The sequence below is a fragment of the Pseudomonas sp. MF6751 genome, from assembly GCF_016613265.1.
Taxonomy (GTDB): Bacteria; Pseudomonadota; Gammaproteobacteria; order Pseudomonadales; family Pseudomonadaceae; genus Aquipseudomonas; species Aquipseudomonas fluorescens_BV.
The window spans coordinates 52,003-76,437 of sequence record NZ_JAENSV010000008.1 but is presented as its reverse complement, the minus strand read 5'-3'; the positions used below and the strand labels follow the sequence as shown (position 1 = coordinate 76,437).

Below are 24,435 nucleotides of genomic sequence, written 5' to 3'. Positions count from 1 at the left end.
GCCGGGCTATCGACTCACCTGCGGATCCTCTCCATGTCCAACCTCGCTTCCACCCAGCCCAACCGCGGCTGGGCATTCTGGTGCAAACCTGCGCTGTTTCTCCTGGTGGCCTGCATCGGCCTCTACTATGTGAAGTGGTCGCCCTACTACCTCAAGGCGTTTGTAGCGGCCGACAACCACAGCATTGGCGCCTCGATTCTCAATGACCAGCAAAGCTCGCCTCTGGCGGCGGCGCTGGCCTATGCCCAGGTGTATTTCCTGGCCATCTGGAAAGCCGCCGTACTGGCAGTGATCCTCGGTTCATTGCTGCAGGTATTGATCCCCCGCGACTGGCTGCTACGCCTGTTTGGCCGCGCCGGGCTGGGTTCGACCCTGCGCGGTGGGCTGTTCGCCCTGCCGGGGATGATGTGCAGTTGCTGCGCGGCCCCGGTGGCGGCGGGCATGCGCCGCCAGCAGGTGTCGGTCGGCGCGGCGCTGGCGTTCTGGATTGCCAACCCGGTATTGAACCCGGCGACATTGGTGTTCATGGGCTTTGTGCTGGGCTGGGGTTTCACCGCGCTGCGGCTGGTGGCGGGGATTGTGCTGGTGGTGGGCGTGTCCCTGGTGGCACAGCGCATTGCGCGCCCGGACCAGGTGCCGGAAGCAGCACTTGAAGCCGTTGCCGACGTCAGCACAGTGGAGTCGCAACCGTTCCTGAGCCGCTGGTTACGCACGCTGTGGCAGCTGTTCTGGAGCACTATCCCGGTGTATATCCTGGCGGTGCTGATCCTCGGCGCGGCGCGGGTGTGGCTGTTCCCTCATGTGGACGGGGCGATGGCCGACAGCCTGGTGTGGCTGGTGCCGCTGGCGATTGTGGGCACGCTGTTCGTGATTCCGACAGCGGCAGAGATTCCTATCGTACAAACCATGATGGCCCTGGGCATGGGCACCGGCCCGGCCGTGGCCTTGCTGATGACCCTGCCGAGCGTGAGCCTGCCGTCGCTGTTGATGCTGCGCAAGGATTTCGATGCGCGGGTGCTGGTGACGGTGGCCGGCTTGACCATGCTCGTGGGGGTGGTGTGTGGGTTGATTGGGGCGGTGATTCTTTAGAGTTTCAGTGGGGCTGATGGCCTCATCGCAGGCAAGCCAGCTCCCACCTTTGTATGTATTCACACTTCAAAAGGTGGGAGCTGGCTTGCCTGCGATGGCGTCCGAAAGGTCACCCCACCCGAGCTGCTCGCTCGCGCAAATACTCCACCACCGCACCCTGCTCCCCGGCAAACTCGATACGCGCGCCCTTGCTCTCGCGCTGGAACGCATACATCGGGTCGTAATACTCACGCAGCAAGCCTTCAATCCATACCCGATGCAACTCCACTGCGCCGCTGCGTGCCTGTTCGGCCAGGGCCTCCTGCAACACCGCCTGCAACCGTTGGAAACGCTCGCCGCCCAGGCGCTTGTGAATATTGGCCAGGCTCTGCGTCAGGCGCTCGGCAAATAATCGCTGGCCGGTTTCCCCAAACACCTCAATGAACTCGGCGCACAGATCCACCACGTAATCCTTCAGGATGCGCTCGACACGGCCCTCGACGCTGTCTTCCAGCCACACCATAGGAAACGTCTGCATGCCCTTGTGCAATGGCAGCGGCAGCGCACAGCTGCCGATCATGCGGCTCTCGTCCTCGACCACAAACTGCTCGATACCACCTGCGCGCTTCTTCAGCAAATCCACCGCCAGGCGATTTTCGAAGTCGATATTGGAGGGTTGCGCCGTAGCACGCTTGCCGAAGCTGGAACCGCGATGGTTGGCGTGCCCTTCCAAATCCAGGGCATTGCGCAGTTGGCCGAGCACTTCGGTCTTGCCGGTGCCGGTCATGCCGCCCAGCAGTACGAAATCACACTGGGCAGTCGCCTGCTCCAGGGTTTCCAGCAGGAAGGTACGCATGGCCTTATAGCCACCGCCGACGCGGGGGTATTCGATGCCTGCTTCGGTTTTCAACCATTGCTGCACGATCTGCGAACGCAAACCGCCCCGAAAGCAGTACAGGTAGCCATTGGGGTTAGCCTGGGCAAACTGCGCCCACTGTTCGATGCGCTCGGCCTTGATTGCCCCCGACACCAGTTCATGCCCCAGCACGATCGCCGCTTGCTGGCCTTGCTGCTTGTAACAGGTGCCGACCCGCTGGCGCTCATCGTCGGTCATCAGCGGCAGGTTGATCACCCCGGGGAACGCGCCCTTGGTGAATTCGACCGGCGCGCGGGTATCCATCATCGGGCGGTCATTGAGGAAAATGTCGCGGTAATCGGTGATGTCCGTCGCCATCAAATCACCTCAACCGCGTTGGTCTGTCGCTCCAGCAGTTCACCGATAGGCTCAAGGGCCAGGCCCAGCTCGACAGCCACGGCGTGGAACTCGGCATCACCTTCCGGGGTAACGGCGATCAGCAGGCCACCGCTGGTCTGGGGGTCGCACAGCACGCGCTTGTGCAGCTCCTGCACACGCCCCAGCTTGCTGGCGTAGCTTTCGAAGTTGCGCAAGGTGCCACCCGGCACGCAGCCCTGGTCCAGGTAATACTCCACCCCCGGCAGGCGCGGAACCTTTGCATAGTCGATGCGGGCAGTCAGGCCACTGCCATCGGCCATTTCCACCAGGTGGCCGAGCAGGCCGAAACCGGTGACATCGGTCATGGCCGTCACACCGGCCAACTTGCCGAAACGGCTGCCCGGCTTGTTGAGTGTGCACATCCAGTCACGCGCCAGGCCGATATCCGCCTCGCGCAGCTTGCCCTTCTTCTCGGCGGTGGTGAGGATGCCGATGCCCAGGGGCTTGGTCAGGTACAGGCGGCAACCGGCAGTGGCCGTGTCGTTACGCTTCATATGGCGCTTTTGCACGATGCCGGTCACGGCCAGGCCGAAGATCGGCTCCGGCGCGTCGATGGAATGCCCGCCCGCAAGCGGAATGCCAGCTGCGTCGCACACCGCCCGACCGCCGCGAATCACTTCGCGGGCAATCTCCGGCGCGAGCACATTGACCGGCCAGCCGAGAATGGCGATGGCCATCAAGGGATCGCCGCCCATGGCGTAGATATCGCTGATGGCATTGGTGGCGGCGATGCGGCCGAAGTCGAATGGGTCGTCGACAATCGGCATGAAAAAGTCCGTGGTGGACACCACGCCGCGCTCGTCGTCGATGGCGTATACCGCCGCATCGTCGCGGGAGGCATTGCCCACCCACAGGTTGGGGTCGAGGTTCTGTGCACCGCTGCCCGCAAGGATCACTTCCAGGACCTGGGGCGAAATCTTGCAACCGCAACCCGCACCGTGGCTGTACTGGGTAAGGCGAATCGGCTCGTTCATGGGGGACCTCAAGCTATCAAGTGGGCCGATTCTAGCAGACAGCAAAAGGCCGGCTGGGCTCTTGTGAGCACAGCCGGCCTGTTTGTTCAGCGGTTACTGGCGCGCAGCGAGCAAACGTGCGTGCCGGTTACGCCGGGCGATGTTCAAGCATTCGATCGCCGCCGAGAATGCCATGGCCGCATACACGTAGCCTTTTGGCACGTGGGCGCCGAAGCCTTCGGCGATCAGCGTCATGCCGATCATGATCAAGAAGCCCAGGGCCAGCATCACCACGGTAGGGTTGTCGTTGATGAACTTGGCCAACGGTTCAGCGGCCACCAGCATCACGATCACCGAGACCACCACGGCAATGATCATGATCGGCAAGTGCTCGGTCATGCCCACGGCGGTGATGATGCTATCGATGGAGAACACCAGGTCGAGCATCAGGATCTGGCCGATGGCGGCGGCAAAACCGATGGTCACGGTGTTGCTGACAGTTGCCTTCTCTTCAGGCTCCGGGTCCATGCTGTGATGGATCTCGGTGGTTGCCTTCCACACCAGGAACAGGCCGCCGGCGATCAGGATCATGTCCTTCCACGAGAACGCCTGGCCGAACACTTCGAACACCGGTGTCGTCAATTGCACGATGAACGCGATGGTGCTCAGCAGGCCCAGGCGCAAGATCAACGCCATGCTGATACCAATGCGCCGCGCCTTGGCCCGGTGCTTCTCCGGCAGTTTGTTGGTGAGGATCGAGATAAAGATCAGGTTATCGATGCCCAGCACGATTTCCATGACGATCAAGGTCGCCAGTGCGACCCAGGCGGTGGGGCTGGCGGCCAGTTGTAGAAGGTAATCCATAGGTCAGTCCTGACGTGGTAGTGCTGGGGAATTAGGTTTCTTTGGTGTCGGATTCAGCAGCGTTTTCGGCGTCTTTTTCCTGCTTCTCAGGGCTGATCAAGCCCTGGGTTGCTTCACTCAATGCCTGCTCGGCGGCCTTGTGGGTCTCGTCGATGGCCTGCTTGGCCGACTCGGTGGCTTTGCCCAGCACCTGTTGCGCGCTTTTCTCGACTTGATCACAGCCGCTGACCACTATCAATGAAAGCGCAAGCAACGACGCCGCGCCCAGGGAATTGAGTTTCATGATGTATTCCTCGTTAGAACCATTGGGTCCAAGTAGTGGCCCCTCGATAGCGAGGCATTCTATGCAGGCGAACAGTTCAGGAAAATTCGTATTTTTCTCGCGTATACTTCGATTTTTACGAAGTGTAGGCCGTGATGCTCAATTATCGACAACTGCATTACTTCTGGGTGGTGGCCAAGACCGGTAGCATCGTGCGCGCCTGTGAGCAATTGAACCTCACGCCGCAGACCATCAGCGGGCAGATCAGCCTGTTGGAGCAGACCTTCGGTATTGCCCTGTTTCAGCGGGTCGGGCGCCAGCTTGAACTGACCGAAGCCGGGCGCCAGGCGCTGCCCTACGCCGAGCAGATGTTCCAGACCGGCAATGAACTGGAGGCGATGCTGCGCGCCCAGCCTGACGAGCAGCAGATCCCGTTCCGCGTTGGGGTGGCGGATGTGGTGCCCAAATCCATCGTGTACCGGCTGATCGCGCCGACCATGGAGTTGAGCGAACCGATCCGCATCACCTGCCGTGAAGACAAACTCGAACGTTTACTGGCCGACCTGGCGATCCAGCGCCTGGACCTGGTGATTTCCGACAGCCCCATGCCCACGCACTTGGACATCAAGGGCTACAGCCAGAAGCTGGGAGAATGCGGCATCAGTTTTTTCGCCACCCAGGCGTTGGCTGACCAGCATGGTGGGGATTTCCCACAGTGTTTGCAGGGCGCACCGCTGTTGATTCCGGGCGCTGAGACCGTGGTGCGCAGCCGTTTGCAGCGCTGGTTTGCCGAACAGCAAATTCAACCCCGCATCATCGGCGAGTTCGACGACAGCGCCTTGATGCAGGCCTTCGGGCAATCCGGCAGCGGGATTTTTATCGCGCCCAGCGTGATCGCCGACGAGGTGGTGCGCCAATACGGCGTGGCGCTGATCGGCCAGACCGATGCAGTGACCGAGTCGTTTTATGCGATCTCAGTGGAGCGCAAGGTCAAGCACCCCGGCATTGTGGCGATTACCGAGGGTGCCCGGCGGGAGTTGTTTACCGCCCTGCCCTGATCGCTCAGGCATTGAGCGCCGTGGGTTTGGCGGTCATCAGCCACAGTGCGAGCAGGATCGACACCAGGATAAACCCCGAAGCGGCAAACCCCAGGCTGCCCAGGCCCAGGGTGTCGATGACATGCCCGCCCACCATCGCGCCCAGGCCAATGCCGAGGTTGGCGCCGGCGATATTCAGCGACGCGGCAAACGCCGGTGCATGGGGCGCGGCCTTCATCAAGCGCACATGGCTGACCAGGAACATCGCCGCCTGGGTCACACCCCACACTGCCATCGCCGCGGCCAGGCCGATGGTCGAGTGAATCGCCGGCACCACTGCCACCATGCCCGCGATCATGAACCCGCAGAACACCATGGACGCGATCAATGGGTGACGATCCACGGCGCGTCCGCCGAGGGAGTTGCCAATCAGCCCGACCGCGCCAAAGCCCATCAGGCACCAGCCCACCAACGTACCGTCGAACCCGGCCAGCCGCTCAAGGATATCTGCCAGGTAGGTATAGGCGGTGAACATGCCACTGAACACCAGGACCGACAGCAGGATATGCCCCTGCATCACCGGGCTGCGCAGGATCTTGAATTGTGAGCGCAAGCTGGCCTGCTGATGCTTGGCCTGGGTAATAGGCAGGTAGACATACAGCAGCAATGCCTTGGCCAGGGCAATCACAGCGAGCACGGCGAACGCGGTGCGCCAGCCGAACATATCGGAAATCAGCGTGCCCACCGGAATACCAAATACGGTGGCGCAAACAATGCCAAAGCCGATTTTTTCAATCGCACGCCCGGCGAACTCAGGGCCGACAATGTCTACCGCCGTTTCGCTGGCGAGGGCCCAGAATACTGGCAAGCCCAGGGCGGGAATCAAACGGGCCACGGCCATCACCCAGATATTCGGCGCCAAAGCCGCCACGGTGTTGGCCGCTGCAAACATGATCAGGATGCTGATAAACAGGCGCTTGCGCGAAAAGCGCGCGCAGTAGGCCGTGAGGAACGGGCCGAACGCGGCCACGGTGAACGCGAACAGCGTCACCAGCAGCCCGGCCTGGGACACGCTGACGTTCAGGTCCCGAGCAATCGACGGCAACAGGCCGACGATGACGAATTCTGTGGTCAGCACGGTAAAACCAGCGGCTGACAGCAGCAGGATAGGAAACAACATGAAAACTCCAGAAACGACGACATCAACGACAGCCCGAAGGGCCCGCTGACGGAGAGGAAAGATGAGAGGGAGGAATCTTAACAGAACATGTCCGGATTTGACCAAGCCCGACTGAAACGGGTGACGGAATGCCGCAGCAAACGAGACGTGTCCTACAGCATGCTAGACTTCGCGCCTACTTCCTACAGTACTTTCTGCCTGCAATGCTGTGCCCTACTAAAAAAACTAGAGACAACTCTTTATGACTGCTGCCCCTTCCCTGTTGCAACGTTTAATGCGCGTCAGCCTGGTCACCCAAATTGTCATCGGCCTGATTGCCGGGATCGTGCTGGCCCTGCTGTTCCCCGAGGCCGCGCGCGCCACCGGTTTTATCGGCAAGGTGTTTGTCACGGCGCTGAAGGCTGTCGCGCCGATCCTGGTGTTTGTGCTGGTCATGGCCTCGATTGCCAACCATAAGCATGGCCAGGAAACCCATATCCGCCCGATCCTGTTCCTGTACCTGCTCGGCACCTTTGCCGCCGCCGTGGTTGCGGTGGTTGCCAGCATGATGTTTCCGTCGTTCCTGGTATTGGCTACCCATGACGCCACGGTGAGCGCTCCTGGAGGCATTGGCGAAGTGTTGCAAAGCCTGCTGCTCAGTGTGGTGGATAACCCGGTCAGTGCACTGATGAACGCCAACTTCATCGGCATTCTCGCCTGGGCCATCGGCATGGGCATCGCTATTCGCCATGCCGGTGAGACCACCCGTACGGTATTGGACGACTTGTCCAACGGCGTCACCCTGATCGTACGCGTGGTGATCCGCTTCGCCCCGCTGGGTATCTTCGGTCTTGTGGCCTCCACCCTGGCCACCTCGGGTTTCGACGCCCTGCTCGGCTATGCCCACCTGCTGGTCGTGCTGATCGGCTGCATGTTGTTCGTGGCACTGGTGATCAACCCGGCCATCGTGTTCTGGAAACTGCGTCGCAACCCTTACCCGCTGGTGCTGATGTGCCTGCGCGAAAGCGGCATCACCGCGTTTTTCACCCGCAGCTCGGCGGCGAACATTCCGGTCAACCTGGCGCTGAGCAAACGCCTGGGCCTGCATGAAGACACCTACTCGGTGTCGATCCCCCTCGGTGCCACCATCAACATGGCCGGCGCCGCCATCACTATCACCGTGCTGACCCTGGCGGCCGTGCACACCCTGGGCATTGCCGTGGACATGCCGACCGCCGTGCTGCTCAGCGTGGTCGCTGCGGTGTGTGCCTGCGGTGCATCGGGGGTGGCGGGTGGTTCGCTGCTGTTGATTCCCCTGGCGTGCAGCCTGTTTGGCATCCCCAGTGAAATCGCCATGCAGGTAGTGGCCGTCGGTTTCATCATCGGCGTGCTGCAGGACTCGGCGGAAACCGCACTCAACTCGTCTACCGATGTGCTGTTTACCGCAGCGGCGTGTTTGGGCAAGGAAGAACAGGCCGCTTAACACAGCCCCATAAAAAAGCCCGGTGCCGTTCGCAGAGAACGGCACCGGGCTTTTTTGTGCTTGCGGGTTTAGAACGCGCCCATGTAATCGCGCTTGCCCACTTCCACACCGTTATGACGCAGCAGCGCATAAGCGGTGGTGACGTGGAAGAAGAACTGCGGCAGGCCGTAGGTCAGCAGGTAGGACTGACCGCTGAAGCGCTTCTCTTTCGGGGTGCCTGGGCGCGTGACGATCTCGATGCCTTCCTTGCCGTCGATCTGCTCGGGCTTGATGGTGTCGACAAAGGCCAGGACCTTGGCGATCAGCGCTTGCAGGTCGGCAAAGGTGACTTCGCTGTCTTCGTACTTCGGTACTTCGATCTCGGCCAGGCGTGCCGACACACCTTTGGCGAAGTCCACGGCGATCTGCACCTGGCGCACCAACGGGAACATGTCCGGGAACAGGCGCGCTTGCAGCAAGGCGTTGGGCTCGATGTTCTTGGCGCTGGCGTGGGCTTCAGCTTTGTTCAGCACATCGCTGAGGGCGTTGAGCATTTGCTTGAAGACCGGGATGGAAGCGGCGTACAGGGAAATAGTCATGACAGTCTCACGGTAATGGCGGGGTTGGAACCAGCCGCGATTATAGCCATGCCTGGCGCTTGTCTTTTATTTTTTCAAGCTTAGGCTAAGGGGCTTCACTGCATAGGGAAAGCGCGATGACCGCCGAGCACGACACCGACACCCCTGAGCCGCGCCTGAACAGCACGGAAATCCGCATCCTGGGCTGCCTGATCGAAAAACAGGCGACCAACCCGGAAACCTACCCCCTCACCCTCAACGCCTTGGTGCTGGCCTGCAACCAGAAGACCAGCCGCGAGCCGGTGATGAACCTCAGCCAAGGCCAGGTCGGCCAGAGCCTGCGCGCGCTCGAAGGCCAAGGCTTCACGCGCCTGGTGATGGGCAGCCGCGCCGACCGCTGGGAGCACCGTGTGGACAAGGCCCTGGAACTGGTGCCGGCCCAGGTGATCCTGACCGGGCTGCTGTTCCTGCGGGGGCCGCAGACGGTCAACGAGTTGCTCACCCGCAGCGGGCGCATGCATGATTTCGAGGATGCCGAACAGGTCGTGCATCAGCTCGAACGCCTGATTGCTCGGGGGTTGGCGCTGCTGGTGCCGCGTCAGGCGGGGCAGCGTGAAGACCGATACACCCATGCGCTGGGGGACCCAGCGGATATTGAGGCGATTATGACCGCGAGGGGGAATCCGGTAGAGCGTAGCGCGGGGGCTGTTTCGGTGGAGCGGATTGAAGAGCTGGAAGCGCGGATTGCCGCACTGGAAGAACGGCTGGCGCAGCTGGAACAGGCATAACGCAGATAAACATGTGGGAGCTGGCTTGCCTGCGATAGCCATTGGTATCGACACAACTTTGTAGGTTGCAGCAGCCGACGGTAACCACGATGCGAAGCGAGCCGCTCTTGATCTTGCTCTGCTTTTGATCTTAGGCGCCCCGTTAAACCACGCTGGCCGAACGCAGGCTTGAATTCGTGGGTAACCCGGCAGGACGCCGGGTTAGCCGCCCCGCGCCATGGATGGCGCGTGGCGGCGGCCCACGGATTCAAGCCTGTGTTCGGGCACACCGAGCCTGAGCGAGGTGCCGAGTGGTGGGGCAAGAGCGTTTTGCTTACTTTTGCGCATTTTTTCAAAAGTGAGCCGCTGTCAGAGCGGAACCCTAAGTAGCCGTTACCGCAGGAATGGATATGTACTCGGTATTACGGCGTCGACTGTGAGGCCGTCTTCGCAGGCAAGCCAGCTCCCACAGTTGGATCGTGTAGTGTCAGGTAGATAGCCGTCGCCTGGCAGGCCGCCATCGCAGGCAAGCCAGCTCCCACAGTTGGATCGTGTGGTGTCAGGTAGATAGCCGTCGCCTGGCAGGCCGCCATCGCAGGCAAGCCAGCTCCCACAGTTGGATCGTGGGGTGTCAGGTAGATAGCCGTCGCCTGGCAGGCCGTCTTCGCAGGCAAGCCAGCTCCCACAGTTGGATCGTGGGGTGTCAGGTAGATAGCCGTCGCCTGGCAGGCCGCCATCGCAGGCGAGCCAGCTCCCACAGTTGGATCGCGTGTGCGTCAGTTAGATCACCGAATGGTTGTGCGTAAGGCTTTAGCTGCGGGCGAAGGCCACCGCTGCCTCGAACTGCTCCTGCGTAGGCCGCACGCCGGTATAAAGCACAAACTGCTCCAACGCCTGGATAGCGATCACTTCCAGCCCGGTAATCACCCGCTTGCCCTGGGCACGACCACGCACGATCAACGGCGTTTCCGCCGGGATCGCCACCACATCGAAGACCGTCTCAGCCTGATCGATTGCCTCGGCGTCAAACGCCAACGCATCCGCCTCGATCCCGCCGGTCATGCCGATGGGCGTCACGTTGATCAGCATCTGTGGCCGCTGGCTGCCCAGATCCGCCTGCCACTGATACCCCAGGTTCCTGGCCAATGCCTGGCCCGCCACCTCATTACGCGCCACGATCACGCCATTGGCGTACCCTCCGTCACGCAAGGCGCTGGCGACCGCCTTGGCCATGCCGCCGCTGCCGCGCAGGGCGAAGCTGGAGTCCTTGGGCACCGCGTGTTTTTTCAGCAATTGCTCAATGGCGATGTAGTCGGTGTTGTAAGCCTTGAGGTGGCCGTTGGTGTTGACGATGGTGTTCAGGGAGTCGATGGCTTGAACCGAATCGTCGAGTTCGTCCATCAAGGCAATGGCAGCCTCCTTGAACGGCATGGACACTCCGCAACCCCGCACACCCAGGGCGCGGATACCGCCGATCGCGCCGGGCAAGTCCTGGCTGCTGAAGGCTTTATAGTAAAAATTCAGACCCAGCTGTTCATACAGGTGGTTATGAAAACGCAGGCCAAAGTTCCCAGGGCGCGCCGACAGCGACATGCACAGTTGGGTGTCCTTGTTGGGGTGCATCTGCATGGATAACTCCTTGAAGTAAGCAAATCGGTACAGACCTTACACAACCTTTACCCATTGGCCGTGCTGTTTTCTCGAAATACGTTGTCTTAAAAGTATCCCCGCGACAATCCTTGAGTCTATTGATTGCAGACCACAAGCGCAGGGGCTAACCGAGGAAAGACCATCATGCGTAAACTCCCCAGGATCGCCTTGCTTATCGGCGCACTCGCGATGGCCGGCCAAGCCTCCGCCCACGGTGGTGGTTGGGGTGGCCCGGCCGTGTTCGGTGCGCTTGTCGGCGCAGCGGTAGTCGGCTCTGTGGTTGCCAGCCAGCCGCGTGAGGTGTATGTGCAACAACCGGTGTATGTGCAGCCGCAGCCAGTGTATGCCGCGCCGCCGCCGGTCTACTACGCGCCACCGCCACCAGTGTATGTGCAACAGCAGGTTTACTATCGCCCGGCGCCCGTCTATTACGGCCCACCGCGCGGTTATTATGGGCCACCTCGCGGCTACTACGGCCCGCCCCACGGCTACTACCGCCATGGTTGGTAAGTTTTAATCCATTGACAGCCACAGGCCTCGCCCACACGCGGGGCCTTTTTTTTGCCTGGGAAGTCCGGATTAATCCTGCCAGTGTCGCTGTGAGAACAACGTACGAGCGGCAATCCCACATGATAAGCGTCAAATATCCTCTTGATCGATGACGGGCTGCGCTGTCATGTTTGCGTCACAAAACAGTCGCACTATCGACCCAGTCCAACCAATAACAATTAAGGACGATTGACCATGCCCACACAAAACCCGCACCGCACCGCCGGCCTTTGCACCTCCAGCAAGGTCTACAGCGCCTTGACTGAACTCAAGCACCTCGAAGGCCATCGCAGCGCCAAGTTCCTGGCATTGCTGGCAGAAAACCTGGTGCGCAAGGGCCTGCTCAGTGAGCACGAAGTGGTGAACATGCTCGACCAGGTGGTGGATTAACGCCTGCCGTTGATGTCGACTATCGAGCCAGGTGATTTTTCCCAGGCACCGGCAAACCGTAAGGTGACCTCCATAACGTTTGGAGGTACTTATGCCCACTATTCAAATCATGTCCGTCATCGGCAGCGCCGTCCCCGCCCCTCTGCGCAAACTGGGCTTGCTCGCCTGCTGGTACGTTGTGCGCGATGGCGAGCCGATCAGCGGCCCGCTCACTTCGTTATCCGATGCCGAAACACAGCGCCGAATGGCAACCGACTTCAGGCTCGAGGCCTGAAAGCTACGGCAATGGCAACTTGACCCGCGGCTTGGTTTCGACGAACAACGCCCAGCACGACATGAACAACGCTGCCACCAGCGGCCCGATGACAAAGCCGTTAAGGCCGAACACCGACAGGCCGCCCAAGGTCGAGATCAGGATCAGGTAGTCCGGCATCTTGGTGTCCTTGCCCACCAGGATCGGGCGTAGCACGTTGTCCACCAGGCCAATCACGAACACCCCGAACAGCCCCAGCACCACGCCCTGCCAGATCGAACCGCTCAACAGGAAGTAAACCGCCACCGGCCCCCAGACCAGCCCGGCACCCACCGCTGGCAGTAGTGACAGGAACGCCATCAGCACGGCCCAGAGCAAGGCACTCGGGATGTCCAGAAACCAGAAGATCAAGCCTCCCAGCGCACCTTGGGTCACAGCCACCAGCACGTTGCCCTTGACCGTGGCGCGCACCACGCGGTTGAACTTGAGCTGCAGGCGACGCTTTTGCGGCTCGGCCAACGGTACTGCCGTGCGCACCTTGCGTACCAGTTCCGGGCCATCGCGCAGCAGGAAAAACAGCAGGTACAGCATGATAAAAAAGCTCACCAGGAAATCAAACGTACCCTGGCCGAAGCTGAACGCCTGGGAGGCAAAGAACTGACTGCCCTGCATCGCGCCCTTGACGACCTTTTCCCGCAGCCCTTCGAGGTTGCCCATGCCAAAACGGTCGAGCAACTGCTGGAAATACGGCGGTAGGACGTTCTTGAATTGCTCGATATAACCCGCTATGTCGAGTTTGCCGCTCTCGATGTTTTTGTAGAGCGTGGCCCCCTCTTGCACCAGCAACGCACTGGTGATGATCACCGGCAGAATCGCGATCACCAGGCACACCATCAAGGTGGTCAGGGAGGTCAGGTTGCGGTTCCAGCTAAAACGTTGCTGCAGGCGGCGCTGCATCGGCGCAAAGATAATGCCCAGGATCACGGCCCAGAACACCGCACCGTAGAACGGCAGCAATATCCAGATAAAAGCCACGGTGACCAAGGCCAGTAGCAGCAACAGGGTTTTGAATTGCAGGTTGGTTTGATTCATGTCCGGTCCATGTCAGAAAAACAGGGCCGATGGCGGCCCTGTTGCTTAGTCCGCAGCCAAACGTGGGAGTGCCCTTGTTTATCGAACAAGCATAGATCGCGTTATTTAGACCTGGGTCAATATCCCGTTATCGCTCCAGCACTACCCTCGCGCCTTTTTGCGACCCACACTCATGCGCCCGATAACTGCCCCCGAACTGCTCGCTCCCGCCGGCACCCTGAAAAACATGCGCTACGCCTTCGCCTACGGTGCCGACGCGGTCTATGCCGGCCAGCCGCGCTACAGCCTGCGGGTGCGCAATAACGAGTTCGACCACGCCAACCTGGCCCTCGGCATCCAGGAAGCCCATGACCAGAGCAAGCGCTTCTACGTGGTGGTGAACATTGCGCCGCACAACGCCAAGCTCAAGACCTTCCTCAAGGACCTGGCGCCCGTGATCGCCATGAGCCCGGATGCGCTGATCATGTCCGATCCTGGGCTGATCATGCTGGTGCGCCAGCACTTCCCGCAGATGCCGATCCACCTGTCGGTACAGGCCAATACGGTGAACTGGGCCAGCGTCGCGTTCTGGCAGCAACAAGGCATTTGCAGGGTGATTCTGTCGCGGGAGCTGTCCCTGGAAGAGATCGGCGAAATCCGCCAGCAGGTGCCGACGATGGAGTTGGAGGTGTTTGTACATGGCGCCTTGTGCATGGCCTATTCCGGGCGGTGCCTGCTGTCGGGCTATATGAACAAACGAGATGCCAACCAGGGCAGTTGCACCAATGCCTGCCGCTGGAAATACCAGGCCACGCCGGCAGTGGAGAATACCACTGGCGATATCGTCCATGAATACCAACCCACATTGGGCATCGGCACGCCCACCGATCAGGTGTTCCTGCTACAAGAGGCCAATCGCCCCGATTCCCCCATGCCCGCTTTCGAAGACGAACACGGCACCTACATCATGAACGCCAAGGACCTGCGGGCCGTGCAGCATGTGGAGCGCCTGGCACAGATGGGCGTGCATTCGTTGAAGATCGAAGGCCGCACCAAGTCCCACTTCTACTGCGCGCGCACCACCCAGGTGTACCGCCAGGCCATCGATGACGCAGTGGCCGGCCGGGCATTTGACCGCGGCCTGATGACCAACCTCGAGTCCCTGGCCCAGCGTGGCTACACCGAAGGTTTCCTGCGCCGCCACGTGCACGATGAATACCAGAACTACCAGAACGGCAGCTCGGTTTCCGAGCGCCAGCAGTTCGTCGGGGAGCTGACTGGCGAACGTCGTGGCGCGTTGGCCGAAGTGAAGGTGAAGAATCGCTTTGTGCTGGGCGACCACCTGGAGTTGATGACGCCCGCCGGCAATTTTCATTTTGACTTGCCGAGCCTGCATAACGCCAAGGGCGAAAGCATTGAGGTGGCGCCGGGGGACGGGCATACGGTGTATGTGCCGATTCCGGCGCAGATGGACCTGCGTTTTGGCCTGCTGATGCGCGACGTTTAAACCCTGCCGTGGGTTGGATGGATCAGATCCTGAACTGGCCTACCAACTGCCCGAGGCGCTGGCCCAGGTCTGCCAGGCTGCGAGACGTCTGAGCGCCCAATTGGGTTTCGTCCGCCACGCTGTCTACCGCTACGGCAATCTGATGCACGCTGCGGTTGATCTCTTCCGCCACGGCGGTCTGCTCTTCGGCGGCGCTGGCGATCTGGGCGTTCATTGAGTTGATGGTGCCAATCAGTTGCGCCATGGTGTCCAGGGACGCGCCGGCCTGGTTGGCCTGGGCCGAGGTGCCGTCGCCAGCATCGCTGGAGCGGCGCATAGCGTCCACGGCCGCCTCGGTGCCTTTTTGCAGGCGATCGATCATGCCCTGGATTTCCTGGGTGCTGGTTTGGGTGCGACTGGCCAGGGCACGCACTTCATCGGCGACCACGGCAAAGCCACGCCCAGCCTCCCCGGCCCGTGCGGCCTCGATGGCAGCGTTGAGCGCCAGCAGGTTGGTTTGCTCGGCGATAGAGCGGATCACGCCGAGCACACTGACGATTGACGACACATCCTGCTGCAGGCTGTCCAGGGACACGCCGCTGCTGCGGATGTCGTTCACCAGCGCATGGATCTGCGCGATGCTGCCGTCCACCACCCGCTTGGCGGCCTGGCCTTCGGCGTCGGTCTGCTGCGCAGCGACGGCGGCGCCCTGGGCACTGCGTGCCACTTCGTGGGCAGCCGAGGACATCTGGTTGATCGCGGTGGCCACCTGGTCGGTCTCGTGGCGCTGGCGTTCCATGGCCTGTTCAGAGCGCTGGGCCTGCTCGGACACCTGGCTCACCAGCCCGGTGAGTTGGGCGGTCATGTCGGTGATCTGGCGCACCAGGCCATGGATTTTATCGACAAAGCGGTTGAATGCACCGGCCAGATCGCCGAGTTCATCCTGGCTGGTAATGGCCAGGCGGCGCGTCAGGTCGCCTTCACCCGCGGCGATGTCATCAAGGTTGGCCTTCATCAGGTGCAGCGGGCGCAGGATGGTATTGGCCAGCAGCATGCCCACGGCGGCGATCACCAGCAACACCACCACGGCCACGCCGAGGATGCTCAACAGTACGCCTTGCATGCGCTTCTCGACTTTTGCCTGCACCACCGCCACTTGGGCGTCGATGCCATCAAGGTTCACCGAGGTGCCGATCACCATGTCCCACTTGGGCAGGTACTCGGTATAGCCGAGCTTGGGCACCAGCTCGGTCTGGCCGGGCTGGGTCGAGCTGTATTGCAGGTAGTGGGTGCCGTCCTTGCCGACCTTCACCAGGTCGCGGTTGACGTAGACGCCGTTGGGGTCGCGGTTGTCCTTGAAGCTTTTGCCCACGCCGTCCGGGCTGTTGCCCTTGAACAGGCGGATGGTCTCGGAGTCGTAGCCGAAGAAATAGCCGTCTTTGCCGTAGCTGGTATTGGATAACAACTTGACCACCTGCGCCCGCGCCGCGCTGTCGCCGGGGGCTGCTGCGTCGTAGAGCGGCTTGATGGTGGTCATGGCCACCTCGACATAACTTTGCAGGGTGGCCTTGGCGTCGTTGAGCAGGCGCTGACGGGTTTCATCCACCTCGTTGCGGGCCTGGCCCTGCAGAATCCACACGGTGGTCAGGCTGATGACCACGGCAAACAACAACACCGGCACGACAGCAAGGGCCAGGACTTTGGCCTTCAAACTCAGACGCATGGCTTTTCTCTCTTGTTAGTGGCGACTTGAGAGGTTAACGGCCATGTGAGCGATTACTGTAGGCGCGAGCTTGTGTGGCCAGAGATTGCTCGCGCTCGGGTGCGCAGCGCCCGCAAGCTTTTTGGGGCTGCTTCGCAGCCCAGCGGGAGCAAGCTCCCTCGCCACAGAGGTTCTCGCCTGGATCAGAGCGTCATCGCAGCCAGCCAGCCGAAGGCCAGCAACGGCAGGTTGTAGTGCAGGAAGGTCGGTACCACGGTGTCCCAGATATGGTGGTGCTGGCCGTCGATGTTCAGGCCGGAGGTGGGGCCGAGGGTGGAGTCCGAGGCGGGCGAACCGGCGTCGCCCAAGGCACCGGCGGTACCAACGATGCACACGATGGCCACCGGGCTGAAGCCCAACTGCACACACAGCGGCACGAAAATCGCCGCGAGGATCGGCACCGTGGAAAACGACGAGCCGATGCCCATGGTCACCAACAACCCCACCAGCAGCATCAACAACGCGCCGACGCCCCGGCTATGGCCGATGAACGCCGCCGAAGTTTGCACCAGCGAGTTCACGTCACCGGTGGCCTTGAGCACTTCGGCAAAACCTGAGGACGCGATCATGATGAAGCCGATCATCGCCATCATTTTCATGCCTTCGGTGAACAGGTCATCGGTGTCGCGCCAGCGCACGATGCCCGACACCGAGAAGATCAGGAACCCGGCCAGGGCGCCGATGATCATCGAGTCCAGCCACAACTGGATGATGAACGCCGAGGCGATCGCCAGGCCGGCCACCAGCAGGGTCAGCGGGTTGTACTGCACCGCCACTTGCTCGACACGCTCGATTTTCTTCAGGTCGTACACACGCTTTTTGCGGTAGCTGATCAACACCGCCACCAGCAGGCCGACCACCATGCCCAGAGCCGGCAAGCCCATGGCGTGGGTGACATTGACCCCGCTGATATCCACCCCGCTCTTGGCGACGTTGGCCAGCAGGATCTGATTGAGGAAGATATTGCCAAAGCCCACCGGCAGAAACATGTACGGGGTGATCAGGCCGAAGGTCATCACGCAGGCGATCAGGCGACGGTCCAGTTGCAGCTTGGTCAGTACATACAGCAGCGGCGGTACCAGCAGCGGAATAAACGCAATGTGGATCGGCAAGATGTTCTGCGAGGCAATCGCCACCACCCACAACAGGCCGATCAGCAGCCATTTGACGTGGTTGCCACCGCTGGCGTCCTGGCGGTCCACCAGCAGCAAGGCTTTGTCCGCCAAGGCATGGGCCAGCCCGGACTTGGCAATCGCCACGGCGAAAGCGCCGAGCAATGCGTAGGACAAGGCCACGGTTGCGCCGCCGCCCAGCCCGCCGTTGAAGGCCTTGAGCGTGGCCTCGATACCCAGGCCACCGGTCAAGCCGCCCACCAGGGCGCCGACGATAATGGCGATGACCACATGCACGCGGGACAGGCTGAGTACCAGCATGGTGCCGACCGCGGCGATGACTGCGTTAATCATGGTTACCTCAAGCAGAAACAAAAAAGACAGGCATGCCCGCGCGCGGCCCATGGGAACAGCTGCCGGCGTGCAGGCTTGAAAGAGGTCTTATTAGAGGGCGCGCACTTTGCAGGAGCTGGGCTGTCATGTCAAAAACTGTGGTGAGACAAAGCCCTCTGCACAGATAAAGAAATACCGGCACTGGCCGATACGCTGTCTCTATGTGCTTTCAGGTAAGGATGTCCCGATGTCGCTCAGGCAGCTCTCCATTCAATGGAAAATCACCCTGCTGGCGGGTCTCTGCCTGCTGGGGATCGTGACCCTGCTGGTGGGTCTGTCGCTGTATCGCATGGCGCAGAGCTCCCAGCAGGTCAAGGCGTCCAGCATGCAGATGCTCGACGAAGCCGCCCAGTCGCGCATCGAGGCCCAAGGCGAAGTGCAAGCGCTGGGCATTCGCCAGCAGTTCATGGATGCCTACCAGTACGGCCATGGCTTTTCCCGCCAGGTGCTGTTTTTGCGCGAACAGGCCGAGAAGCGCTTTCTCGATGCCTTCGACACCCGTGAAGACCTGACGCGCCAGGTCAAGGCCGCCCTGCAGGCCAACCCCGACCTCCTCGGCCTGTCCCTGGTGTTCGAAGCCAATGCGCTGGACGGCAAGGACGAACTGTTCGCCAACCAGGCGGAACTGGGCAGCAATGACAAAGGCCGTTTCGCCCTGTACTGGTCGCAACCGACGCCGGGGAAAATCACCTCGATGGCGCTGCCCGAGAGCGACATGGCCGACACCTCCATCGGCCCCAGCGGCGAAAAGGCCAACGCCTGGTTCACCTGCCCGCGCACGACTCTCAAGCCTTGTGTGATCGAGCCCTACTTCTATGTGATCGACGGCCAGAACGTGCTGATGACCAGCATCGTGTTCCCGCTGATGGTCAATGGCAAAGTCATCGCCTCGCTGTCGGTGGATATCAACCTCAACAGCCTGCAGGCGGTCAGCCAACAGGCCAGCCAGAAACTGTACGACGGCCAGACCCAGGTCAGCATCCTCAGCGCCACTGGCTTATTGGCTGGCTACAGCCCGGATGCCAGCAAACTCAGCCAACGCCTGGAGCAGATCGACCCGGCCAGCGGCGCACAGCTGACTAGTGCCTTGGCCAGCAGTACCCAGACCCGCAGCCTGCGCACCGACCACCAACTCAAGGTACTCGCGCCTTTTGCGCCCATTCCCGGCGGTAAGGCGTGGGGCGTATTGCTGGATGTACCGGAAAAAGTCCTGGTCGCCCCCGCCGAAGCGCTGAAAAACCAGCTGGACGCCGACAACGCCAAAGGCACCCTGCTGGAACTGGGCCTGGGCCTGCTCGCCGCCGTGGTCGGCTTGATCCTGGTGTGGCTGATGGCGCGCAGCGTGACCCGGCCAATCCTCGGCGTGGCGCACATGCTTGAGGATATCGCCAGCGGTGAAGGCGACCTGACCCGGCGCCTGGCCTATGCCAAACAGGACGAACTGGGCCAATTGGCCGGCTGGTTCAACCGCTTCCTCGACAAGCTGCAGCCGATCATTGCCGAGGTCAAACGCTCGGTGCAGGACGCTCGCGGCACCGCCGACCAGTCCGCAGCCATTGCCACGCAAACCAGCGCCGGCATGGAGCAGCAGTACCGTCAGGTGGATCAGGTGGCCACCGCATCCCACGAAATGAGCGCCACCGCCCAGGATGTGGCTCGCAGCGCCGCCCAGGCGGCCCAAGCCGCCCGAGATGCCGACCAGGCGACTCGCCAAGGCTTGACGGTTATCGACCGCACCACCGCCAACATTGGCGAGCTCGCCGCCGACATGAGCACCGCCATGACCCAAGTTGAAGGCCTGGCCGCCAACAGCGAACAGATCGGCTCGGTGCTCGAAGTGATTCGCGGCATCGCCGAGCAGACCAACCTGTTGGCGCTCAACGCCGCCATCGAAGCCGCTCGCGCCGGTGAAGCCGGCCGCGGTTTTGCCGTGGTCGCCGACGAAGTGCGCAACCTGGCACGGCGCACCCAGGAATCGGTGGAAGAAACCCGCCTGGTGATCGAACAATTGCAAACCGGTACCAGCGACGTGGTCGGCTCCATGGGCAACAGCTATCGCCAGGCCCAGGGCAGCGTCGAACAGGTCGGTCAGGCCGTCACCGCCTTGCGCCAGATTGGCGATGCGGTCACGGTGATCAGTGATATGAACCTGCAAATCGCCAGCGCCGCGGAAGAGCAAAGCGCCGTGGCCGAAGAGATCAACAGCAACGTGGCGACCATTCGCGATGTGACCGAGTCGTTGTCGGAGCAGGCCAATGAATCGGCGCGGGTCAGCCAGGCGTTGAACAGCCTGGCGAACCAGCAGCAGGGGTTGATGGATCAGTTTCGGGTCTGAATGTAGCAAGGCTTTTCTGTGGGGGCCGGGCTTGCCCGCGATGCAGACACCTCGGTATTTCAGATAAACCGAGTCGATGCTATCGCAGGCAAGCCAGCTCCCACATTTTGAGCGGTGGTGTGCCAGTGTCAGCGGCGTGGCAACTGGATCAATACCTTGAGCCCACCCAGCTCGCTCTCTTGCAGTTGCAACACCCCGCCCCACACCTCAACGATGTCGCGCACGATCCCCAAACCCAGGCCATGGCCAACCCTTTGCTCATCCAGGCGTGCGCCACGGCTGAACACTTGGTCGCGCTGGGCCTCGGGAATGCCGGGGCCGTCGTCTTCCACCGCCAGCCGATAGCCCTGGGGCGTCTCGCTGACGCTCAGGCGTATCTCGGCGTCCGCCCATTTACAGGCGTTGTCCAACAGATTGCCCAGCAGCTCCAGCAGGTCTTCACGGTCCCAGGGCAATTGCAGGCCCGGCGCCACCTGATAGCTGAGGTCCAGGTGTTCGCCGTGGATCATGCGCAGGGTGGCCAGTAAACCGGGCAGCTCTTGTTCACAGTCAAACAACGCGCCCGGCAAGGCATCACCCGCCAGGCGCGCACGGTTGAGTTCACGGTTGAGGCGCTGCTGCACCTGCTCCAATTGCTCGCGCAGCAACTGGCTCAGTTGCGGATGATCCTTGAGCGCGTCACTGGAAGCGGCGCTCAACAACACTGCCAGCGGGGTTTTCAGCGCATGCCCCAGGTTGCCGAGGGCATTGCGGGAGCGCTTGAGGCTGTCTTCGGTGTGCGCCAACAGGTGGTTGATCTGCGCCACCAGGGGCTCCAGCTCAAGCGGCACCTGGGTATCGAGTTGCGAGCGTTGGCCTTGTTGCAGTTGGGCGATCTGGTTGCGTGCGGTCTCCAGGGGGCGCAGGGCACGGCGCACGGTGACCCGTTGCAGGATCAGCACCAACAGCAGCGCCGCCAGCCCCATCACCAGGCCGACCTGGCGCATCAGGCGAAAGCTTTCGCGCACAGGCGTGTAGTCCTGGGCCACGCTGATGGAAATCGATTGGCCGAAGCGTTTGTAGTCCGAGCGCAGCACCAACAGTTGCTGGCCTTCGGGCCCCAGTTGCAGGTTGCCCTTGAGCCCCGCCACCGGGAGCCGGGGCAGTTCCTGGTCCCACAATGAACGGGAGCGCCAATGCACATCGGCAAAGTCGATACGAAAGTAATGCCCGGAAAATGGCCGTTGGTACGCCGGCGACAGGCGTTGCTCATCCAACTGCACGCCGTTGGGCCCACGCACCAGCGCCACCAGCAGGTTTTCGCTGTCGTTGCGCAAGCCCGCTTCAAGGTAGCGCTGCAAACCCGCCTCGAACAACCACAGGCTGGTTTGCGCCAGCACCACGCCGACGATCACCATCACGCTGATCAACCCCAGGCTCAAGCGCCGCTGGATCGACCTCATGCCGGGGTGGCGCCGAAACGGTAGCCCTGGCCGCGCCGGGTCTCGATCACGCTGCGGCCCAATTTGCGCCTTAGATGGTTGACGTGCACCTCCAGCACATTGGAGTCGCGTTCGGTCTCACCGTCATACAAGTGTTCGGCCAAGTGGCTTTTGGACAGAATCTGTTCGGGATGCAGCATGAAATAGCGCAACAAACGAAACTCGGCAGCCGTCAGCTGGATCTCGGCGCCGTCACGTAGCACGCACTGGCGACCTTCATCCAAATGCAGGCCGGCAGCTTGCAGGGTGGGTTGGTTCGTCTGGCCGTGGGAGCGGCGCAGCAGCGACTGGATGCGCAGGTACAGCTCTTCAGGGTGAAAGGGTTTGCTCAGGTAATCATCGGCGCCGGCCTTGAGCCCTTCGATACGCTCGGCCCAGGAATCGCGGGCCGTGAGGATCAGCACTGGGATGGCCAACGAGGCAGCGCGCCATTGCGCCAGCACTTCAAGCCCGGGTAAACCGGGCAAGCCAAGGTCGAGGATGATCAAGTCATACGGCTCGCTGCGTCCTTGATACACGGCGTCGCGGCCATCGGCCAGCCAGTCGACCGCGTAGCCCTGGCGCTGCAGGCCGGCCATCAGTTCGTCGGCCAGGGGCACGTTGTCTTCCACCAGGAGCAGGCGCATCAGTCTTCCTCATCTTTGATCAGGTCGCCATTGGTGGCATCCAGCTTGATCTCGCGCACCACGCCCTCGGTGGTCACCAGTTCCACTTCATAGGCGTATTGCCCGTGTTTCTTTTCCAGTTCGGCTTCCAGCAGCCGTGAGCCGGGGTATCGCGCCATGGCCTGCTGCAACAGCTGTTCCAATGGCAGGATGACGCCTTGTTGGCGCAGGGCCAGGGCTTCGTCCTGGTTGAGGTCGCGGGCCGCCAGGCTGGAACAGAACACCATGAGCACCAGCGCCACGCGACTGCCGACGCGTAAATTTACGTTCATTACGTATCCTGATGATTCTTGAGAACCTGCCCGGTGAGCGCGTTCAATTCAACGTCCCATTCAATGCCGTCTGCATCTCGTAGCTCGACTTCATAGACGTACTTGCCGTATTCCTCATCCAAATCGGTGTCCAGCAGCGTCGAACCAGGGTGAAGGGCCAGGGCCGTAGCTTCCAATTGATCGAAAGCGACAATTGTAACAGTGGCCGGCACGATCAGTGGCTTGTCGGGGTCCACGGCGGCGGCCGGGGTCGCCGTAACGAGGATGATAGCGGCGGCGCCCAGGCCAGTGAGGCGCTTCATTATAAGTCTCCGTTACATGATGTTTTCCTACGCCGGCCACGGTACGCGCCGCAACTTAACTGAAACTGAATTGCCACCATGGCAATTCCAGTCAAGCCATTTTTCCCACTGCCTGCGAGATTTCCTATACTGCCCCGCTCGCCTCAACAGAGACCGGTATGACAGCCATCCATATCAAGTTCCCGGCCTTGACACTCAAGGCCGGTAAACGCGCCATCACCCGCATCCGCGAGCAGGGCCTTGCGCCTGCCGACGTCGGTATCCTCCCCGGCGCGGCGGGCGGCCCCAAGGCTCTTGGTATCCAAGGGCTCGACCTGGCGCTGTTCGGTGATTGGTTGCCCCGTGCGCCGCGCGAGCGTGCGCTGATCGGCGCGTCCATTGGCTCCTGGCGGTTTGCCAGCGCCTGCCTGCCCGACCCGGTGCAAGGCTTGCTCGACCTGGGCCGGCTGTACAACGAACAGCGCTTCGCCAAAGGTGTGACCATGGCGCAAGTCAGCCAGAGCTGCCAACGCATGCTCGACGACCTGCTGGCCGGGCGCGATGCGCGGGTGCTGGACAACCCCGACTATCGGCTGAACATCATGGTGGTCAAGAGCCACGGTTTGCTCGCCGATGACCACCGTGGGCGGCTGGGGCTGGGCCTGTCGTCGGTGATTGCCGATAACCTGCGGGGCCGCGCACGGCTGTCGCGGCATTTCGAACGGCTGATCATCCACGACCCGCGCCAGGCGCCACCGGTACACCCCCTGAAAGACTTCCCCTCGCGCTTCCTCACCCTGGACGTGGGCAACCTGCGCCAGGCGTTGCTCGCGTCCGGGTCGATCCCCATGGTCATGCAAGGCGTGCGCGACCTGCCCGGGGCCGGGGCCGGCACCTACCGCGACGGCGGCCTGCTGGACTACCACCTCGACCTGCCCTACCACGGCGATGACATCGTGCTGTACCCGCATTTTACCGACCGGGTGATCCCCGGCTGGTTCGACAAGGGCCTGCCATGGCGGCGCAGCAACCAGCAAGGTTTGCAGGATGTATTACTGCTGGCGCCGTCCAGGGACTACCTGGCCCGCCTGCCCCACGGCAAGCTGCCAGACCGCAGCGACTTCAAGCGTTTTATGGGCGATGACCCTGGCCGCAACAAATATTGGCAAACTGCCATGAGCGAGAGCCAACGGCTGGGGGATGAGTTTTTGGCATTGGCGGATAACGGCAAGCTCGGCGACCGTTTGCTAGCCCTTTGACCGCATGGGCGCCTGCGGCCGAGGGGCGGTAT

General features: G+C 61.7%; 24 protein-coding genes and 2 pseudogenes. 11 read left to right on the top strand and 15 right to left on the bottom strand.

The annotated features are described in order from the left end of the window. Window positions 1-33: 33 nt before the first annotated feature. Window positions 34-1,089: a permease gene (locus tag JJD66_RS09800; RefSeq protein WP_032903692.1), complete on the top strand. Its 1,056-nt coding sequence runs from the start codon at window positions 34-36 to the stop codon at window positions 1,087-1,089. Between the two features lie 109 nt (window positions 1,090-1,198). On the opposite strand, the gene mnmH is transcribed toward JJD66_RS09800, so the two are convergent. From mnmH to JJD66_RS09780, 4 genes are all read right to left on the bottom strand, one after another. Continuing rightward, entirely contained in the window at window positions 1,199-2,302 is a 1,104-nt protein-coding gene (gene mnmH, locus JJD66_RS09795; RefSeq protein ID WP_127882069.1) for a tRNA 2-selenouridine(34) synthase MnmH, read from the bottom strand. After that, window positions 2,302-3,336, bottom strand: coding sequence for a selenide, water dikinase SelD (gene selD, locus JJD66_RS09790; RefSeq protein WP_200648047.1), 1,035 nt, complete (start codon window positions 3,334-3,336; stop codon window positions 2,302-2,304). Before selD ends, mnmH begins: the two co-directional genes overlap by 1 nt. Before the next feature lie 93 nt (window positions 3,337-3,429). Continuing rightward, complete coding sequence (locus JJD66_RS09785) at window positions 3,430-4,179, bottom strand: TerC family protein (protein WP_014717958.1); 750 nt, start codon at window positions 4,177-4,179, stop codon at window positions 3,430-3,432. 31 nt (window positions 4,180-4,210) lie between these two features. Then, window positions 4,211-4,462, bottom strand: a complete 252-nt coding sequence (locus tag JJD66_RS09780; protein WP_054898810.1) for a hypothetical protein — start codon at window positions 4,460-4,462, stop codon at window positions 4,211-4,213. A 134-nt stretch (window positions 4,463-4,596) separates the two neighbouring features. Here JJD66_RS09780 and nhaR point away from each other — a divergent pair, with 134 nt between their 5' ends. Next, window positions 4,597-5,499, top strand: a complete 903-nt coding sequence (gene nhaR / locus JJD66_RS09775; protein ID WP_034125797.1) for a transcriptional activator NhaR — start codon at window positions 4,597-4,599, stop codon at window positions 5,497-5,499. A gap of 4 nt (window positions 5,500-5,503) precedes the next feature. On the opposite strand, the gene JJD66_RS09770 is transcribed toward nhaR, so the two are convergent. Then, window positions 5,504-6,658 (bottom strand): MFS transporter, encoded by a 1,155-nt coding sequence (locus JJD66_RS09770; protein ID WP_200648046.1) that lies wholly within the window; start codon window positions 6,656-6,658, stop codon window positions 5,504-5,506. A gap of 241 nt (window positions 6,659-6,899) precedes the next feature. Between JJD66_RS09770 and sstT the strand changes: the two genes are divergently transcribed. After that, complete coding sequence (gene sstT, locus JJD66_RS09765; RefSeq protein ID WP_057976629.1) at window positions 6,900-8,120, top strand: serine/threonine transporter SstT; 1,221 nt, start codon at window positions 6,900-6,902, stop codon at window positions 8,118-8,120. Window positions 8,121-8,188: 68 nt separating this feature from the next. Here sstT and JJD66_RS09760 read toward each other — a convergent pair whose 3' ends face one another. After that, window positions 8,189-8,698: a DUF1993 domain-containing protein gene (locus JJD66_RS09760; RefSeq protein ID WP_003190292.1), complete on the bottom strand. Its 510-nt coding sequence runs from the start codon at window positions 8,696-8,698 to the stop codon at window positions 8,189-8,191. A 116-nt stretch (window positions 8,699-8,814) separates the two neighbouring features. On the opposite strand from JJD66_RS09760, the gene JJD66_RS09755 reads away from it, so the two are divergent. Next, window positions 8,815-9,465: a YceH family protein gene (locus JJD66_RS09755; protein WP_054898808.1), complete on the top strand. Its 651-nt coding sequence runs from the start codon at window positions 8,815-8,817 to the stop codon at window positions 9,463-9,465. A gap of 789 nt (window positions 9,466-10,254) precedes the next feature. Here JJD66_RS09755 and JJD66_RS09750 read toward each other — a convergent pair. After that, a complete protein-coding gene (locus JJD66_RS09750; RefSeq protein ID WP_200648045.1) occupies window positions 10,255-11,073 on the bottom strand; it encodes a shikimate 5-dehydrogenase in 819 nt (272 codons plus the stop codon). A 165-nt stretch (window positions 11,074-11,238) separates the two neighbouring features. Between JJD66_RS09750 and JJD66_RS09745 the strand changes: the two genes are divergently transcribed. The 3 genes from JJD66_RS09745 (at window position 11,239) to JJD66_RS09735 (ending at window position 12,307) form a co-directional block, all read left to right on the top strand. Then, window positions 11,239-11,604 (top strand): hypothetical protein, encoded by a 366-nt coding sequence (locus tag JJD66_RS09745; RefSeq protein ID WP_003190286.1) that lies wholly within the window; start codon window positions 11,239-11,241, stop codon window positions 11,602-11,604. A gap of 234 nt (window positions 11,605-11,838) precedes the next feature. Next, window positions 11,839-12,033, top strand: a complete 195-nt coding sequence (locus tag JJD66_RS09740; RefSeq protein ID WP_003190284.1) for a hypothetical protein — start codon at window positions 11,839-11,841, stop codon at window positions 12,031-12,033. 91 nt (window positions 12,034-12,124) lie between these two features. Beyond that, window positions 12,125-12,307, top strand: coding sequence for a hypothetical protein (locus JJD66_RS09735; protein ID WP_034125803.1), 183 nt, complete (start codon window positions 12,125-12,127; stop codon window positions 12,305-12,307). 3 nt (window positions 12,308-12,310) lie between these two features. Here JJD66_RS09735 and JJD66_RS09730 read toward each other — a convergent pair whose 3' ends face one another. Further along, on the bottom strand, window positions 12,311-13,378 hold the full coding sequence (locus JJD66_RS09730; protein WP_200648044.1) for an AI-2E family transporter: 1,068 nt from the start codon (window positions 13,376-13,378) through the stop codon (window positions 12,311-12,313). A gap of 172 nt (window positions 13,379-13,550) precedes the next feature. Here JJD66_RS09730 and trhP point away from each other — a divergent pair, with 172 nt between their 5' ends. Further along, the gene (trhP, locus tag JJD66_RS09725) at window positions 13,551-14,864 is read left to right on the top strand and encodes a prephenate-dependent tRNA uridine(34) hydroxylase TrhP (RefSeq protein WP_200648043.1); all 1,314 of its coding nucleotides are present in this window, start codon (window positions 13,551-13,553) and stop codon (window positions 14,862-14,864) included. Between the two features lie 22 nt (window positions 14,865-14,886). Here trhP and JJD66_RS28465 read toward each other — a convergent pair whose 3' ends face one another. From JJD66_RS28465 to JJD66_RS09715, 3 genes and pseudogenes are all read right to left on the bottom strand, one after another. Then, window positions 14,887-15,642 carry a methyl-accepting chemotaxis protein gene (locus JJD66_RS28465; protein ID WP_370004746.1) on the bottom strand — a complete coding sequence of 252 codons (756 nt, stop codon included), beginning with the start codon at window positions 15,640-15,642 and terminating at the stop codon, window positions 14,887-14,889. 102 nt (window positions 15,643-15,744) lie between these two features. Further along, window positions 15,745-16,566: pseudogene (locus JJD66_RS28460) on the bottom strand (cache domain-containing protein); the annotation flags it as partial. Between the two features lie 182 nt (window positions 16,567-16,748). Then, complete coding sequence (locus JJD66_RS09715) at window positions 16,749-18,068, bottom strand: Na+/H+ antiporter family protein (RefSeq protein WP_164919368.1); 1,320 nt, start codon at window positions 18,066-18,068, stop codon at window positions 16,749-16,751. 229 nt (window positions 18,069-18,297) lie between these two features. Between JJD66_RS09715 and JJD66_RS28455 the strand changes: the two are divergent. Together JJD66_RS28455 and JJD66_RS28450 are read left to right on the top strand one after the other, a co-directional pair. Further along, window positions 18,298-19,587: pseudogene (locus JJD66_RS28455) on the top strand (HAMP domain-containing protein); the annotation flags it as partial. Window positions 19,588-19,689: 102 nt separating this feature from the next. Beyond that, on the top strand, window positions 19,690-20,445 hold the full coding sequence (locus JJD66_RS28450; protein WP_370694801.1) for a methyl-accepting chemotaxis protein: 756 nt from the start codon (window positions 19,690-19,692) through the stop codon (window positions 20,443-20,445). Between the two features lie 128 nt (window positions 20,446-20,573). On the opposite strand, the gene JJD66_RS09705 is transcribed toward JJD66_RS28450, so the two are convergent. Genes JJD66_RS09705 through JJD66_RS09690 form a run of 4 tightly spaced genes read right to left on the bottom strand, consistent with a single transcriptional unit; the run spans window position 20,574 to window position 23,165 of the window. Next, window positions 20,574-21,887, bottom strand: coding sequence for a sensor histidine kinase (locus JJD66_RS09705; protein WP_200648041.1), 1,314 nt, complete (start codon window positions 21,885-21,887; stop codon window positions 20,574-20,576). Then, entirely contained in the window at window positions 21,884-22,552 is a 669-nt protein-coding gene (locus JJD66_RS09700; RefSeq protein WP_034125807.1) for a response regulator transcription factor, read from the bottom strand. The genes JJD66_RS09705 and JJD66_RS09700 overlap by 4 nt, the downstream gene beginning before the upstream one ends. Continuing rightward, window positions 22,552-22,863, bottom strand: a complete 312-nt coding sequence (locus JJD66_RS09695; RefSeq protein ID WP_198715420.1) for a PepSY domain-containing protein — start codon at window positions 22,861-22,863, stop codon at window positions 22,552-22,554. Before JJD66_RS09695 ends, JJD66_RS09700 begins: the two co-directional genes overlap by 1 nt. Beyond that, the gene (locus JJD66_RS09690; RefSeq protein ID WP_105226380.1) at window positions 22,863-23,165 is read right to left on the bottom strand and encodes a PepSY domain-containing protein; all 303 of its coding nucleotides are present in this window, start codon (window positions 23,163-23,165) and stop codon (window positions 22,863-22,865) included. Before JJD66_RS09690 ends, JJD66_RS09695 begins: the two co-directional genes overlap by 1 nt. A 158-nt stretch (window positions 23,166-23,323) precedes the next feature. Here JJD66_RS09690 and JJD66_RS09685 point away from each other — a divergent pair, with 158 nt between their 5' ends. Then, a complete protein-coding gene (locus JJD66_RS09685) occupies window positions 23,324-24,403 on the top strand; it encodes a hypothetical protein (protein WP_054898802.1) in 1,080 nt (359 codons plus the stop codon). Window positions 24,404-24,435 lie beyond the last annotated feature (32 nt).

Bases quoted from the DNA above. Each gene is read 5' to 3' on its own strand.
- JJD66_RS09690 (WP_105226380.1), bottom strand. From the start codon at position 23,165: ATGAAGCGCCTCACTGGCCTGGGCGCCGCCGCTATCATCCTCGTTACG.
- JJD66_RS09695 (WP_198715420.1), bottom strand. From the start codon at position 22,863: ATGAACGTAAATTTACGCGTCGGCAGTCGCGTGGCGCTGGTGCTCATG.
- sstT (WP_057976629.1), top strand. From the start codon at position 6,900: ATGACTGCTGCCCCTTCCCTGTTGCAACGTTTAATGCGCGTCAGCCTG.
- JJD66_RS09735 (WP_034125803.1), top strand. From the start codon at position 12,125: ATGCCCACTATTCAAATCATGTCCGTCATCGGCAGCGCCGTCCCCGCC.
- JJD66_RS09770 (WP_200648046.1), bottom strand. From the start codon at position 6,658: ATGTTGTTTCCTATCCTGCTGCTGTCAGCCGCTGGTTTTACCGTGCTG.
- JJD66_RS09785 (WP_014717958.1), bottom strand. From the start codon at position 4,179: ATGGATTACCTTCTACAACTGGCCGCCAGCCCCACCGCCTGGGTCGCA.
- JJD66_RS28450 (WP_370694801.1), top strand. From the start codon at position 19,690: ATGGAGCAGCAGTACCGTCAGGTGGATCAGGTGGCCACCGCATCCCAC.
- JJD66_RS09780 (WP_054898810.1), bottom strand. From the start codon at position 4,462: ATGAAACTCAATTCCCTGGGCGCGGCGTCGTTGCTTGCGCTTTCATTG.
- selD (WP_200648047.1), bottom strand. From the start codon at position 3,336: ATGAACGAGCCGATTCGCCTTACCCAGTACAGCCACGGTGCGGGTTGC.
- trhP (WP_200648043.1), top strand. From the start codon at position 13,551: ATGCGCCCGATAACTGCCCCCGAACTGCTCGCTCCCGCCGGCACCCTG.
- JJD66_RS09700 (WP_034125807.1), bottom strand. From the start codon at position 22,552: ATGCGCCTGCTCCTGGTGGAAGACAACGTGCCCCTGGCCGACGAACTG.
- JJD66_RS09755 (WP_054898808.1), top strand. From the start codon at position 8,815: ATGACCGCCGAGCACGACACCGACACCCCTGAGCCGCGCCTGAACAGC.
- JJD66_RS28465 (WP_370004746.1), bottom strand. From the start codon at position 15,642: ATGGAACGCCAGCGCCACGAGACCGACCAGGTGGCCACCGCGATCAAC.
- JJD66_RS09740 (WP_003190284.1), top strand. From the start codon at position 11,839: ATGCCCACACAAAACCCGCACCGCACCGCCGGCCTTTGCACCTCCAGC.
- JJD66_RS09750 (WP_200648045.1), bottom strand. From the start codon at position 11,073: ATGCAGATGCACCCCAACAAGGACACCCAACTGTGCATGTCGCTGTCG.
- nhaR (WP_034125797.1), top strand. From the start codon at position 4,597: ATGCTCAATTATCGACAACTGCATTACTTCTGGGTGGTGGCCAAGACC.
- JJD66_RS09705 (WP_200648041.1), bottom strand. From the start codon at position 21,887: ATGAGGTCGATCCAGCGGCGCTTGAGCCTGGGGTTGATCAGCGTGATG.
- JJD66_RS09745 (WP_003190286.1), top strand. From the start codon at position 11,239: ATGCGTAAACTCCCCAGGATCGCCTTGCTTATCGGCGCACTCGCGATG.
- JJD66_RS09800 (WP_032903692.1), top strand. From the start codon at position 34: ATGTCCAACCTCGCTTCCACCCAGCCCAACCGCGGCTGGGCATTCTGG.
- JJD66_RS09730 (WP_200648044.1), bottom strand. From the start codon at position 13,378: ATGAATCAAACCAACCTGCAATTCAAAACCCTGTTGCTGCTACTGGCC.
- JJD66_RS09760 (WP_003190292.1), bottom strand. From the start codon at position 8,698: ATGACTATTTCCCTGTACGCCGCTTCCATCCCGGTCTTCAAGCAAATG.
- JJD66_RS09685 (WP_054898802.1), top strand. From the start codon at position 23,324: ATGACAGCCATCCATATCAAGTTCCCGGCCTTGACACTCAAGGCCGGT.
- mnmH (WP_127882069.1), bottom strand. From the start codon at position 2,302: ATGGCGACGGACATCACCGATTACCGCGACATTTTCCTCAATGACCGC.